Origin of the sequence: Phyllobacterium sp. P30BS-XVII (genome assembly GCF_014138335.1) — a bacterium.
GTDB classification, from domain to species: Bacteria; Pseudomonadota; Alphaproteobacteria; order Rhizobiales; family Rhizobiaceae; genus Phyllobacterium; species Phyllobacterium meliloti.
Genome location: NZ_JACGXO010000007.1, coordinates 165,829 through 179,840 on the forward strand (window position 1 = coordinate 165,829; position 14,012 = coordinate 179,840).

The 14,012-nt window shown below is 54.7% G+C and carries 11 protein-coding genes; 5 read left to right on the forward strand and 6 right to left on the reverse strand.

Translation table 11 applies throughout. The features are described from left to right. Positions 1–65: 65 nt before the first annotated feature. From FHW17_RS19285 to FHW17_RS19300, 4 genes are all read right to left on the reverse strand, one after another. Entirely contained in the window at positions 66–902 is an 837-nt protein-coding gene (locus FHW17_RS19285) for an efflux RND transporter periplasmic adaptor subunit (protein ID WP_162700425.1), read from the reverse strand. 94 nt (positions 903–996) lie between these two features. After that, on the reverse strand, positions 997–1,701 hold the full coding sequence (locus tag FHW17_RS19290; protein WP_112528452.1) for an ABC transporter ATP-binding protein: 705 nt from the start codon (positions 1,699–1,701) through the stop codon (positions 997–999). Between the two features lie 5 nt (positions 1,702–1,706). Beyond that, positions 1,707–2,840 carry an ABC transporter permease gene (locus FHW17_RS19295; RefSeq protein ID WP_112528454.1) on the reverse strand — a complete coding sequence of 378 codons (1,134 nt, stop codon included), beginning with the start codon at positions 2,838–2,840 and terminating at the stop codon, positions 1,707–1,709. Positions 2,841–2,844: 4 nt separating this feature from the next. Continuing rightward, positions 2,845–4,290, reverse strand: coding sequence for an efflux transporter outer membrane subunit (locus tag FHW17_RS19300; protein ID WP_162700424.1), 1,446 nt, complete (start codon positions 4,288–4,290; stop codon positions 2,845–2,847). Positions 4,291–4,814: 524 nt separating this feature from the next. Between FHW17_RS19300 and FHW17_RS19305 the strand changes: the two genes are divergently transcribed. From FHW17_RS19305 to FHW17_RS19320, 4 genes are read left to right on the forward strand one after another with little or no spacing between them, the layout of a single operon-like run. After that, positions 4,815–5,771: an ABC transporter substrate-binding protein gene (locus tag FHW17_RS19305; protein WP_112528542.1), complete on the forward strand. Its 957-nt coding sequence runs from the start codon at positions 4,815–4,817 to the stop codon at positions 5,769–5,771. 52 nt (positions 5,772–5,823) lie between these two features. Then, positions 5,824–6,801, forward strand: coding sequence for an iron ABC transporter permease (locus FHW17_RS19310; RefSeq protein ID WP_112528544.1), 978 nt, complete (start codon positions 5,824–5,826; stop codon positions 6,799–6,801). Continuing rightward, on the forward strand, positions 6,798–7,838 hold the full coding sequence (locus tag FHW17_RS19315; protein ID WP_112528458.1) for an iron ABC transporter permease: 1,041 nt from the start codon (positions 6,798–6,800) through the stop codon (positions 7,836–7,838). The genes FHW17_RS19310 and FHW17_RS19315 overlap by 4 nt, the downstream gene beginning before the upstream one ends. 8 nt (positions 7,839–7,846) lie before the next feature. After that, a complete protein-coding gene (locus FHW17_RS19320) occupies positions 7,847–8,629 on the forward strand; it encodes an ABC transporter ATP-binding protein (protein WP_112528459.1) in 783 nt (260 codons plus the stop codon). Here FHW17_RS19320 and FHW17_RS19325 read toward each other — a convergent pair whose 3' ends face one another. Continuing rightward, positions 8,630–9,310 carry a class I SAM-dependent methyltransferase gene (locus FHW17_RS19325; RefSeq protein WP_112528461.1) on the reverse strand — a complete coding sequence of 227 codons (681 nt, stop codon included), beginning with the start codon at positions 9,308–9,310 and terminating at the stop codon, positions 8,630–8,632. Positions 9,311–9,503: 193 nt separating this feature from the next. Continuing rightward, the gene (locus FHW17_RS19330; RefSeq protein WP_112528463.1) at positions 9,504–9,803 is read right to left on the reverse strand and encodes a hypothetical protein; all 300 of its coding nucleotides are present in this window, start codon (positions 9,801–9,803) and stop codon (positions 9,504–9,506) included. 611 nt (positions 9,804–10,414) lie between these two features. Here FHW17_RS19330 and FHW17_RS19335 point away from each other — a divergent pair. Continuing rightward, positions 10,415–13,999 carry a hypothetical protein gene (locus FHW17_RS19335; RefSeq protein WP_112528465.1) on the forward strand — a complete coding sequence of 1,195 codons (3,585 nt, stop codon included), beginning with the start codon at positions 10,415–10,417 and terminating at the stop codon, positions 13,997–13,999. Positions 14,000–14,012 lie beyond the last annotated feature (13 nt).

The window sequence follows — 14,012 nt, forward strand, 5'->3', positions numbered from 1 at the left end:
GAGAAGCGCCCATGTCCGGGTTGAAACAGTAATGAATATCTGGCGAGCTGGCTATTGGCGCATAATCACGGTTTAAAGCGCACAACGACCCGTTGCCCGATCAGCATATGTACTTTGGGCGGAATGCTGATGATACAATCGGACGTGCGCACATCCACACGGTCGCCAGGCGTGTCTCGGGATTTGACTTGCGTGAGGACGTGGCCAATGCGAACAACCCGTCCTTTGACCAGAACACCATCATCGCTTTCTGCAACAACATCGACGTCCATGCCCGGTTTGATCAACTTGACAAATTGCTCCTGGATTTCAGCACGGACGATGCGTGGTGTTTCCGGCAGAAGCGTAAAAAGCTCGCTCAGATTCTGAGCGGACACAACCTCGCCAACCTTGGTCGAGCGATGCACAATGCGTGCGTCAATGGGAGCCCGAACCGTTCGCATGTCGATTTCAAGACGGCTGTTTTCCATTCGGCTTTCTGCAGCAGCCAAAGCTGCCTCAGCAATCATTATCTCGCCTTTGGTGGTTGCCAGCAGCGCTTCAGCCTCATCCAGTGTTTGCGTGGAAACGGCCTTTCCGGCGGCCGCGCGCCGTAGCCTGTCAACTTGACGTGTCTGCGCCTGTAACTTCGTCTTCAACAGGCTCAGCTGGCCTTGCGCCTGACGTACTTCCGCTTCTGCTGTATGGAGCGCTATAACTTCGTGGCGGCTATCGATCACGGCAAGAATATCGCCCTGCTTGACCTTCTGACCCTCGGCGGCAAGCACCTCCTGGATCATACCGTCACGCTGGGCCGATAGCCGCAAAAGACCGCCTTCAACGTCAACGACGCCGCGTGCTGCAGCAATAATGCCTGGCTTCGCCGCAATCTCCACCTCATTGGCTGCTGTTGCATCGGACATAAGCGAGATACCCCATCCCACGCATCCAGCCGTCGCCAGCGCGATTGCACATCGGACGAATAAGCGTCTGTGCATGATCATGATCACTGTTTCCTTAGGCTACGGTTGTGTGACGAGGGCGGGTGTCTTCGAGTATCCGGCCATCTTCCATGTGCAACACACGTTCCGCATGAGCGATAAGACGCGGATCGTGCGAGACACAAAGAACGGTTGCATTGGTATCTTTTGCTATGGTGTGCAGAATCTCGATGACAGATTGCCCATTGACGCTATCGAGTGCGCTTGTCGGCTCATCGGCAAACAATATTGCGGGATTCTTGACGATAGCGCGCGCTATGGCCACACGTTGCTTTTCACCACCCGAAAGTTCGGTGGGATGCAGGTGCTGCCTGTGTGAAAGACCGACGCGGGCAAGTGCCTGTTCTGAACGTTCGACAGCCTCGTCCTGTGGGACCTTGAGATAATCCAATGGCACCTGCACCTGTTCAAGTGCGGTCAGGGCCGGGAACAGGTTGAACCCCTGAAAAACAAAGCCGCAATGATTGAGGCGAAACGCGTCACGCTCATCATCACTTGCGCCCACCAGATCAGTTGCGAGCGTGTTTATGGAGCCGGTGTCCGGTGTGGTCAGACCACTCAGCGCCGCAAGCAATGTGCTTTTGCCGCATCCGGAAGGGCCGATGATCAGGGTGAGTTCGCGCGGAAAAATGTCGATAGATACATCCTGCAATGCAATCGTGTGGATCTGTTTGACCACAAATGATTTGCTGATCCCGCTGGCGGAAATGGTGGGTTGCATAGCGTTCACCGTAGCAACGTTGCCGGATCGGCATGGTGCAGGCGCCGCAATGCCAGCAATCCCGCGGCAAACGCCACGAGCAGTACGACAATGGATGCCGCTAGCATGACACTGGTGCGAAGCTCGAACGGAACCCGGTAAACATTGGCAATGGTTGCCGCAGTGATACTGAATGTAGCGCCGAGCAGCAGCCCGAGCACGCCGACCCAGGCAGCCTGCTCAATAACGATGATACGGAGCGATTTGAACGACACGCCAAGCGCGCGCAAAGTTGCATATTGCGGAATGGAACCTGCAACCGCCGCCATCAGCGTCTGACTGGTAACGAGCGTTCCAACAAGCATGGCAATTGCCGTTGCAAAGATGAAGGCAATGCCGGCTCCGGATTCGAGAAGCCAGTAGCGTATGGACATTCCCGCGAGATCCTGTGCCGGCCAGACGTAAAAGCGTTTGCCGCCTGCCTGCTGATTGAGACGATTAAGTATGGCGTCACCTGGCGCAAACTTGTTCACGTTATAGAGGAAATAGGTCACGTTATCCGATGTGCTAAGGGCGGTATCGAGCGTGCGTGCCGTGTCGATTGACGTGATCACATTTACACCGCCCAGACCTCTCAAACCATCGATGATGCCGACAACCCGTACACGGCGGCCGTTTATTTCGGCCGAGCCGCCAACGTCAATGGCGAGCTTGCTCTTGTCCGTAGCATCAATGAGAACCGTGCCGGGCTCCAGCAGAAGGTTGCGCATGATTGCGGGAACGATCCGCCCCAATGCAAGGCCGTTTGCCTTCGTATCGATGCCGACAATGGTGACGCCTGTTCCGCCGCCGCGCGCACCTCGCCAGTCGCCCGAGCCTAGCAAAAACGGTTCGATATTTGAGATGTTCTGCTCAATATAAAGACTGGTAGCCGTATCGGCTCCAATGGGGCGGCCAAGATCAACACTTTGTGTGCCGGGAAAGCCGACCCAATATTCAGCCTTGGACTGGGTTACATAAAGCGCGTTCGAACCAATGATCCCCAGAAGCAAAGCCCCCTGAACAATCATCAGAACGCCGGAAAAGCCCACAGCGACAATAGCCGGAAGAAAGCGCCGCCATTCATGTATCAATGTTTTACGGGCGATTGAGACAGCCATCGGCTTACTTCTTTCTCTGACGCACAGCTTCGGCTCCGGGGGTACCCGTAGCCAGCGGAGATGCGCCGCCGATCGCCTTGTAAAAGGCAATCAGGGCCAGTGCTTCGGCTTCTTGTGCTTCCACCAGCTGTCTGCGCTGACCAAGCACCCTGATCGCGCTCGCCGTCTGCTTGGATTGATCGCTCAGACCCGCCCGTTCCAGTACAGCGCTTTCAGACTGAATTTTCCTGACGGATGACAATGTTTCCCTGAACTGGCGGACATTGGTGTGCCCAGCCGACCAAGCCCGAAGTGCCGAAGAGGCCTCTTCGTAACTGGTCAGTACGGTCTGTTTATATGCCGCTGCCGCTTCCTCATATTGTGCCTGACGGGCTGCAACAACCGCGCGGCGGCGCCCCTGATCGAAGAGCGGAACCTGAATCGATGGACCGCCCATAACACCAAACAATGAACCATGGGACGGACCGCCGATGCCAATCATGCCGCCAAGGCGAAGTTTCGGGTAAAGATCAGCTTGTGCTATCCCGATTTCCGCCGCCGCCCGGACAGTCGCCAGTTCGGCACGCCGGATGTCCGGGCGGGCACGCAGGAGGTCGGCGGGTCGGCCGATTGCCGGATCAAGTTTGGCGACCGGTTGCGATTTTGGCTGGCGCAGGGATGCATCAATGCTCGACGTGCCGAGCAATGTTGCGATCTGCTGGAGTGTCGCTTCAATCTGTGCCTGAAGACGGGTATCCTCGGCCCTGGCATCGCCAAGACTGATCCTGGCTTCTTCCGCATCCGAAGCGGTGGCAAGGCCAGAGCGATATTTAACAGTGGCGAGTTGCCCATCGCGACCAAGCAGCGTCAAAGATGCCTTTGCGATAGCGACACGCTCCTGCAGCGCCCGCAGGCGGACATAAGAACTGGCAATTTCCGCGGCGACGGCGATGCGGGCGGCTTCGACGTCTTCGGCAATCATGTCAGCAGAGGCATTTGCCGCACGCTGGGTATTTTCACGCAAACCAAACAGGCCAAGCTCCCATCCAGCCTCCACATTCAGCTGCATGGGGCGGCGCATAAGCTCGTCCGACTTGGTGGAGCCAGTGCCAGCATTGGCTGTTCCGGAAATATCGGCGGTTGGCATGAACAGAGTATTTGAGGTACGCACCATCGACCGGGCCGCAATGAGTTGCTGTTTTGCCTGAGTTATTGTCAGGTTCTGTTCAAGCGAACGCGTAACGAGCCCGCTGAGAACAGAGTCTCCAAAGACACGCCACCAGAGCCGGGTATCGCGCTGCGTATTACCAGGCAGTTTTGTTATTGATGCATAGGCTTTTGGTAGGTCCGGTGCAGATACTGCCAGACCCGATACGCCGCTTTGACAAGCGGCGAGGCTGGCTGCGATGGCAACAACCAGAATGATCTTCAACCATGTCTGGTGGAAGATGTGAAAGACACAACGAGCCAATATCAATTTTCTAGCACGTATCTTTGCTGGAAACGCCTGCCATTCCAGACATAACCATCGCGCCAAGCGTTAAAGGAACGATCGCGCTCCCCGACCAGATATAACGTACCCATACTTAAGTCTTACCCATTATATTCAGCTCTCACCTATTGCACGCGAAGATTGCAGGAACGTGATGATGGGTGGTGAGATGCGATGTCGTCGTGAGAATGTTTGGGGTGATGTTGGGGTTGCGGACTTGGTTTAACGCTATGCTCCGACTTGGGCTCGATCCCCTGAATACAATAATATTCAAAATCCCAATCCAAAAAGCGTCTGTAGTATATTACCAGCGGAATTCACCAAGAACAGCACAGCGCGAGATGCTGTTGCGCTACGGTGCCCAATTTCATCATTGAGACCCAGTTGACGCACCAAAGCCTCGGCATTCGCGGCGCACTGATAATATGATTGAATTAATCATAATTTATGGCTAAAGCGATATACAATTACACCCGTTCAAAAAGGATGCAGTGATGTTTGGTATGGGCCTCAAGTGGTATGTCACTATCGGCTTGTTTGGTATTCTGACGATAGCATCAGCGTCGGCGGACAATTCAAAAACACTATCCATTGTTGACGATAGAGGAACGGCTGTTGAAGTTCCGGCCAACCCGAAACGCATAGCCTCTATTTCTTATTTTGCTACTGACGTGGCATTCGCGCTTGGCATCAAGCCGGTGGCGACGACCTACATGGCGGCCGGGCGCGATCCGGATTTTCTTTTGGGGCTCACGAAAGAGATCAAACAGGTCGGCCAGCGCGCCAAGCCCAATCTGGAACTTCTGTCGGAAGCAAAACCTGACATTATTATCGCCATGCGCCGTTATACGATCGGCAATGCCGAGCAGCTGCAGAAGATAGCCCCTTACGTTGCCTATAATATGGAGCTTTTGAGCGAAAGCGATCGCGAGATTTCCCAGTTGGCAAAAGTACTTGGCAAGCCAGAGCGCGGCGAGGAACTGAATGCTACTTTCCGGCAGCACCTTGCCGAATATAGCGCCAAAGCACCAAAGGATCTGCATCCCCGTTTTCAGATCATGTGGGCGGGAGATACGCCTTGGTCCTTCCATACCGAGAACACCACAGCATCAATTGTTGCGGCGCTCGGTGGTGACAATATCGCAGGGTCCATGCGCCCAGGCGGACCGTTTGGAGTGGAATTGAGCCTTGAGACCATGCTTGAAAGAGATCCGGAGGTCATCTTTGTTTATGATTCCGGTCCGGATCGCCCGCACGAAAACAACCCGATCTGGCAGCAGCTTACAGCCGTAAAGAATGGACGTGTTTTCTATGTTGGCGATCATTGGGTGGAAACCAATGGTCCGATAGCCCGCGAAATCGTTTTGCGCGAAGCAGCCCACTATCTCTATCCCGAGACTTTCCCGAAGATAGACGTGAAGGCCGAAGCAGCAAAATTGATCCCCGCAGATCTCCACTAGCGATATCCCTGTGATACAACGACAAGCAGCGTCTGTCAGGCGGTCCATGACGATGACCATGTTCGTCTTGGCAGCAACGCTGCTGGTTGTGGTCATTGGCTTGCTTATTGGCACCAAACAGCTCAGCCTGCCTAAAGTCCTGTCGGTTCTGTTGGCGCCGGATGGCAAGATCGATTCCATCCTGATCTGGACGCTGCGCCTGCCCCGCAGCCTTGCTGCGGCAACAGGCGGGGCGGGGCTGGCAATTTCGGGCTATCTCCTGCAGGCGTTGACCCGCAATCCATTGGCTGGCCCGGACATTACCGGTGTTGCTTCCGGCGCTGTTGCACCCATTGTTTGCTGTTTTGTTTTCTTCCCCTGGATATCATCGGTATATTATCCCTTTGTCGGACTGGCCGGTGGCTTGGCCGCGGCTTCCGTCACTCTCTGGGTATCGCGTGGGGGTCAGGGACGACCGCTGCATCTTGCTCTTGGCGGCATTAGTATCTCTCTCCTTCTTGGCGCTATAACAACCTATGTCCTGCTGTTGAGCGGCCCGCAAACGCCCTCTCTCCTCTTCTGGTTATCTGGTGGCTTTCAGGGACGATCATGGCCGCACCTGCTTTATATGACACCTTGGGTGCTTGTTGGTTTGGGGGGTGCCTTGGCATGTCAGCGTGTGATCGGCATGCTGGCTCTCAGTGAACATGCGTCCATTGGCATGGGTCTGAGTATGAACTTCTGGAAACCGTTGCTGTTGTTGCTCGCCGTTCTGCCCGTAGCTGGCGTCGCACCTGTTGCCGGACCTGTTGCCTTCGTTGGTCTTGTCTCTCCTCACATCACTCGTCTGCTCAAGCCGCAAAACACGGGCTGGTCGATTGCCTTGACCGCGGCCATTGGCGCCCTGATGACTGTAACCGCTGATCTGATCGCACGCAGTGTCGCCTTACCCCGCGAGCTTCCGGTTGGCATCATCACAGCACTGCTGGGTGGCCCCTTCTTTGTCTACCTTGTCCAGACGCGAAGCTTTTCATTGAAAGGCGGTCAATGAGCATGAACATTTCTATGCCCACTGGCCGCCCTTCCCTTTTTGGATCGTTGACGATCCTGTCAGCTTTAATGGTCGTGGCATTTCTAGCGGCGGTGTTCCTTGGCGTTGCCGACATTCCAGCGGCAGATGTAGCAGCCGTCCTCACCGGGAAGGGCTCCACTGAGGCCAGATCGATCATTCTCGATATCCGCTTGCCACGCATTGTTACAGGAATCCTCGCAGGCATTCATTTTGCGGTGGCCGGATTATTGCTGCAGACCATTACCCGAAATCCACTTGCTGATCCGTCAATCATGGGGATTTCACAGGGTGCAACGCTGGCGGTTACGGTCTTCCTTCTGTTCACCGTTTATATTTTCGATCCCGGCTCCAACACGCTCGCTGCCTTGCCGCTCGCTTGGCTTCCCGCCATCGGCACATTGGGTGGCATTGCGGCGGGTGGTCTCATTTATCTCCTTGCCTTTCGGCTCGATCTGGGGCCGCTTCGAATTACCCTGTGCGGCATTGCAATCGGTGCAGTATTGCATGCGGCGGCGATTGGATTGATTGCCGGTTGGGGCTCGGCGCGTATTGAAATTCTGCTGGAATGGCTTTCCGGTAGCCTTTATGCGCGCAGCTGGACTCATGTCCTGTTCCTTTTGCCCTTCACAGTCGCCGGGCTTGCGGCGCTTCCAGCCTTGCAGCGGTCAATTGATCTTCTGCGTTTCGACCCCACTGTCGCACGATCCTTCGGTCTGTCGTATCGCAGGCAGTTTTCGATCGTTCTGCTCTTGTCCTGTGGACTTGCGGCAAGCGCTGTCGGTGCCGTTGGGCCCATTATCTTTGTCGGTCTTGTCGTTCCTCATTTGGCACGATTTCTGGCAAGGAGGCACTTTTCCCTTGTACTACCGCTTACCATCGCTCTTGGCGCCTTCATTGTGACATTAGGCGACCTGCTTGGGCGGTTGCTGGGTCAGGCTGAGGAAATCCCTATCGGGGTGATCACTGCCATATTCGGCGTTCCCGTGTTGATCGCTCTGCTTCGTAAAATACCTTGAGGATCATGATGCCCCTTTCCTGCTCCCAATTGTCAGTTTTCTATGGGCGTCGCAAAGCCCTGAACAGCTTCAATCTTGACCTGAAAGCCGGAGAGATACGGGCTCTCATTGGGCCCAATGGTTCGGGTAAAAGCACTGTATTGCAGGCACTGGCTGGCCTGATTGCACCACATGAAGGGCATGTGGAAATCAACGGCAAACCTGCCAAGGTGATGTCGAGGCGCAATTTGGCCAAACAGTTGGCGTTCTTACCGCAACAGCCATCCGCGCCTGACGAAATGACCGTTGAACAGCTCGTCCGGCAGGGTCGCTATCCGCATGTCGGCCTGTTTCGCAGTTACAATGATCATGATGAACGGGCGATAGAATGGGCGCTGGAAAGCACGGGGCTGGCCGATCTGGCAGATAGAAGCTTGCTCGAATTATCCGGAGGCGAACGACAACGTGCCTGGATATCGGCTGCGCTTGCACAAGAAGCACAAATCCTGTTGCTGGATGAACCTACCTCGTTTCTGGATATAGGTTTTCAGGTTGAAGTGCTCAATCTGGTTCATCGTCTCAGCCGCGAGAGAGGCGTGACAATTATCATGGCCATCCATGACATCAATCAGGCCATTTCGATCAGTGATCGTGTTTCGCTGCTGGAAAAAGGTCAACTGCTGTTCGATGGCGATCCAGATACGCTTGCTGAAACCGGACTGATAGAGAAAGTATTTCGCGTAAACGGCAATTTTGTCCGCATTACGCCTGGCAGCCGCCCGCACTTCGATATTGAGCTTATCCGATCATAATTATGATTTAATGAGCCGGAACACGATCTTGGTCTGCGTATAATACGTGAGCGCATCGGCAAAATCTGGCATCCAGCCATCCGCAACAAACGGGATGAACCCGTCAAATTCAAGTTTACGCGCCGACACCTCAAAACCTGCGGCCTTAAACACCCGGGCATAATCGGTAATAGAACGATCCTGCACCACCGTGTTTGTCTTTGCTGCAACAAGGTCGCGCCATTTTGCCCACAATGGATTATCCGTGTGGCAACCGGTTACTGCATAATACACGCCACCGGTCTTCAGACTCCGCCATATGTCTCGCGCATGCATTTCAATATCAGCGATGAGATAAATCACCTCATGGCTGATAGCGAGATCAAACTGGCTATCCCAGCCCTCAACGTGGGCGGCAACCTGGTATTGAATGGGAAGATTACCCTTGAGTAGATTTGCTTTGGCAATCGATTGCTCGGCGATATCCACACCAAGCGCCTTGCGGAATGGCCGGAACGCATAAAGATGACGTAGCAATCCGCCCTGATTGCAACCAAAATCCAGCACTGCTTTCCCCGAAAGATCCCGTTCGGGCAAAAGGTTTATCAGATGCCGCCAGATCGGTGCATGCCCGTCAGCCATCGCATCCTCCGCATCCGGATCGATATACCATGTACTGATATTTGACATGCCGTTATGCATGGAAATCTCCAATCGTTAATAGCCAATGCTCGTACTCTTTCCGCACAACGAACGAAAGCCTTGCATTGATCAATCACCAACGGATTTTTATGAGAGAGTCATTGATTCAAATAAGGAGCGACGACAAAAACTGTTCCAACTTCCTATATACCTGCACCAGATCGCGGCCAGTCTCTGGCTCCGTAGGCGTCTGTTAGATTTCTCGCACAAGAGCAACCCTGCTCACAAAACCGATGCGTTTGACGACGATTGCAAAGATGAGCCCGCATGCAATCACACCGAGCACCAGAACGACCGGAATCTGGATGCCAAGAAAGTAGTCGGAGATCGCGAACAGCCCAAATAATGCCAGGAGTGTTATAAATACAGATCGTTCAGCGGACAGACCAAAACGGTAGACACTGACGATGGTGGCAACACCGATCAGACATGCCGCCGCGCCCGCGGCAAGAGGCAACAGCATAGTGTATATGGGGTCGATTTGAACATCCATGTCAGTCCCAACTCCTCTTCAGCAATACCGCGTCAACACTGATAATTGATTTTTATTGCAGTGAAATTGCGATTGCTGCTTCGACCCTGAATTTCTTATCAGCGGAAGATATATTCCCTCATTGCGTACCAGACTTGACGACCGCTTGGGTCTCGTTGTGGGTGGAGAAGGTCATATAGACAACGATTGCAACGATGCATGCGAGGAACAGGAGGCTCGTAATTACAGTTCCAATGCCGGGAGCGCCGGTAGATATTTGGGCCAGGCTTTCTGGTAATCTTGCAGTCCCGCATTTACCGCTGGTCAACGCAGGAGATTGCCTTGCCGCGGTTGCGGTAACAACCCATGTGGAATAGTTCCGGTCGGGCGCAACATTCGGCTTTTCTCACAGATAACAAATTACTCACAAAAGCCGAATCAACACTAACACATCCTTATGCAACAACGCTAAATAGCGATTTTCTCCAAAAATACATTGAAAAATAAAAGGAATGCCCAGATTATTTGCAATTGGACGCTATATATTTGTGAGTTCATATGACAGTCTTGTGACATAATTCACAGCGAAGAATTGTGCCCATGCGCTTTGCTGCCAACCCGGAGATGATGTGATGACGTTCGGTTCTGGTCCAATTCTGTTCTCCAAATTCTGGCGTAATATCGAGTTGGCGAAACAGGCGGCGATGGTCGCAGCCACCTATACGGCCAAGCAAGGCCAGACCCCGCAACTGATCGCAAAGGCGCTTGGCCAGAGTGATGGCGGCCAGGCGATCGCTAAAGCTAACAAGATGCGGGTTGATCAGGTGCTGGATGCAGGGATTGTGCTCAACATACCCAAGATCGACGCTGTCACGGACGCGTCTCAGATCAAGTTCAACCAAGCTGTTACTGCAAGCAGGAACGGTGCGTCGCCCTCGATCCTTGCCGATGTGGAAGCGGGCAAAAGCATCGACCAGATGGCGGCCGATCAAAAGCGTACCCGCCCCGAAATTCTGCGGCAGATGGAAGCTGCAGGGCTCGGTCTCCAGACAATCGACCCGACAAGCGACAATGGCGACGTCAGGACAATCAGGATCATTGACCGCGCAACCGGCAAGGTTATCGCCAGTCACTACGAAGATTTCCAGCATGGCGGTACCTCTTCGACCATCACCAATGCTGACGGAAAGGAAATCCCTGTTGCCGCCGCCAAAGTGGCCGGGAATAACAGTCAGAAGCCATTTGCACCGCAGGGCAACCCGGAACAGGAAACCGATGGCCGCGTCGATCATCGTATTCAGGGAACGGAAAATCTCGATGGCATCGCACGCAGCTACAATCAGGCTCCATCCGACATTTTGGAATTCAGCGACCCTATTCCCGATATCAACCGGATCAACGCGGGCGATTCACTGCTCATCCTGAGCAAGGAGCGGCGCACAAGCCTCGAAACCATTAAGGCATTGCAAGAGGATATCGACAAGGCTGCGTCACCGGCGGAAAAGGACGACAAGACCCGCGCACTCAAGCTCGCTGTGAACACGGATATGCTTTCAGCCGCAAAGAATGGCGGCTATGCACCGGATACATTGAAGCTTTACCTCGACCAGCGACAGGCGGATCTTGAAGCCCTGGGGCCAAAGACGGACTCCTATAAAACCATCGTGGCAGAGGAACGCAAAGCCGTCGAAGATGGCTTCAATGATGTTTTTAAACCGCTAAGCGCCGCCATAACTGCCGCCCAGCAAGACCCGGCCCGCTGGGATGACGTTAAGACTGAAATCACCCGCCAGTTCGAAACCCTTACCAAGGACGCACCCGACGACGGCGAAGCGGCGATCAACAGTGCCCGCGAGACCTTGAAGCTCTATGGCCCGGCCGACAGCAAGTTTACCGACGCTCTTGATGCCAGTGGCTATGAGGTCCTTGTCGGCAAGCCGGCCCGCAATGTTCAGGAGGCCTATTCCAAGGGCGAGAATAAGTTCAATGGACTTGATGGCGAGGCCGGAAAGGAGGCGCAGCGGGAAGACGGTGCAAGCCGCGCCGCCAAGGCGCTGGATGAGGTGACGAAAAACGTTACGCCGGAAACGGCGATTCTTATCGTCAAAGAAGCCAATAAGGAGATCAGCGCGCTTGGCGACCAGAAGACGCGCGTGGTTGATCTGATTGAGCAGACAATTGGCAAACGCACGGCAATAACCTCGGGGGCCAGCCCCGATGAGCGGCTCGGCGGCAAGAATTCCACTATTGCCGGCGAGATCAAGTTTTCACTGCAATTGACGCAGCGCGATACGGTGGCGAACTACTCCAATGTCATGGGGCATATCGCACAGGCACCGCAGGGAAAAACCTTCATTGATGAGCGGGCACAGTCCATAGCGGAATCCCTCAAGGCGACACAGGACCAGACTTTCGCGGATTGGGAGAAGAAGCTTCCCGAAAAGGTCCGCAGCTTCCCGCCGGAGGAGCAGAAGAAAATCGGCAAGGAGATGGGAATCCCTTATCCAGAGATTAAAACCGCCACCCCGGATCAGATCGGCGAGCCCTTCCGCAATGCAATCGCCAACGGCAAGGACCCGTCCCTGACACTTGCGATCATCAACCGGCTCAAGAATTCTGGCGATACAGCCAATGCGGCCCTGCTTTTGGACGCTGCGACCAAGGGTACTGACGATCTTGTCGCAAACAGTCGGAATATTGTTGGCGAATTTTCGAAAGACCACCTCGTGGTGGCGGATGACTGGAAGTCCGCCCTGTCGACGAAACAGCTCACCGATGGCATTAATGACTCGATTGCCAAGAACCCTGGCAGCAAGAACACAATGGACACCCAGGGAACATTGGTCTTCCGCTCTCTGGCCGCCCTGCATGCCGCCGAGACCGACTTGCATGGGCTGCAGGGGTTTGACCGCTATCAGACCAGCATCCACGCGCTTGAGACTGACGATCAGGTGCAGTTCGCCGTCAACAACAGCGAAGGCGCCTGGAAGGAGATGGGCAAAGCCTATATCGAGAGCACAACGCCCCCGGATGGAGTTCCCGTTCCTGCCACTCCAAGCCTGTTCTGGTCCGGCCGCGCGGTCATTGGCATGCATAAGACCATCGCGGCCTATGAAGCGCTCGGCGGCAACAAGGCATACAAACCGCCCACACCGGGAAGCATCGACATCGCCTCTCGCCTCAACCCCGCCCAGGTTGACGGCAAACTCGCGCAGAAGTCCTCTCTTCTATTGAATGGGCCCAATGCAGCAACCGACCCGGCCGCCCGCAAGGCGGCCCTTGAAAGCCTGAGTAAATCCTTTGACGGTTCGAAATTCGACCCGCGCGCCGGTATCACGACGGCTTCCGGTTTCGGCAAGGGCCTGGCGGCGATCCAGGGCCTGCTTTACCTCGGCAGCACGGTTGAAAATGCCAGTAATCCGGACTTTCTATCAAAGTCATTTGCCGTTTGGCTGACGGGTGGCATTGCCTACGAAGCAGGCCAGTTCGGAGCTGGCATGGCGCGATCCGTAGTCGAAAACGGCCGCTTTCCAAAAGGCGGTTTTCTCGACCGGGCATCCAGTTTTGCCGAAGTCGGTGGCACGCCGAAATGGAGCTGGTTCTCTAAGTATTTTGATCGTGCTGGCGGCGTTCTCATGGTTGCCTATACGCTTGATCATGTCGCCAAAGGCAAATGGGCCAATTCGGCCTTTGCTGCCACCACCACTTTGGGCACATTCCTGTCAATGATGAAATCACCCAAGGCCGGATTGTGGGGGGCCGGGCTTGCCGTCGTCGGCATCGTTGGCGAAATGGTCTACAACAATATTCGCCGAAGCCAGGCAGCCAGTTATTATGAAGGCCCCACAGAGCAATTCCTGATCCAGGCCAATTTCAGACCGGAAACCGCTAAAATTCTCGCGGATCATGACGATGACGGGAACAGCGTTGGCTCGATTATCGAGCCGCTTGCCAAGCAGCTTAAGATGACTCCGGAAGCCCTGACGGAAATGCTGCGGACCTCTACCGACGCTGCAAGACTGAAGGAATTTGTCCGCAACGTACATCAGGTCAGGCCTGACAAGGACGGAAACTATCCGATGTCCGCACCCGAACGCCTGCCGCCATTGAAGATGCCCGACGGCGGCACCGTATCGCGTGATCCGTCGGAAGGGCGTGCCCGCACAATCCCGGAACTGGCCGATTGGGTGGGACAAAACCTTGTCCTGACGAATTAGGACAGGATCCGCG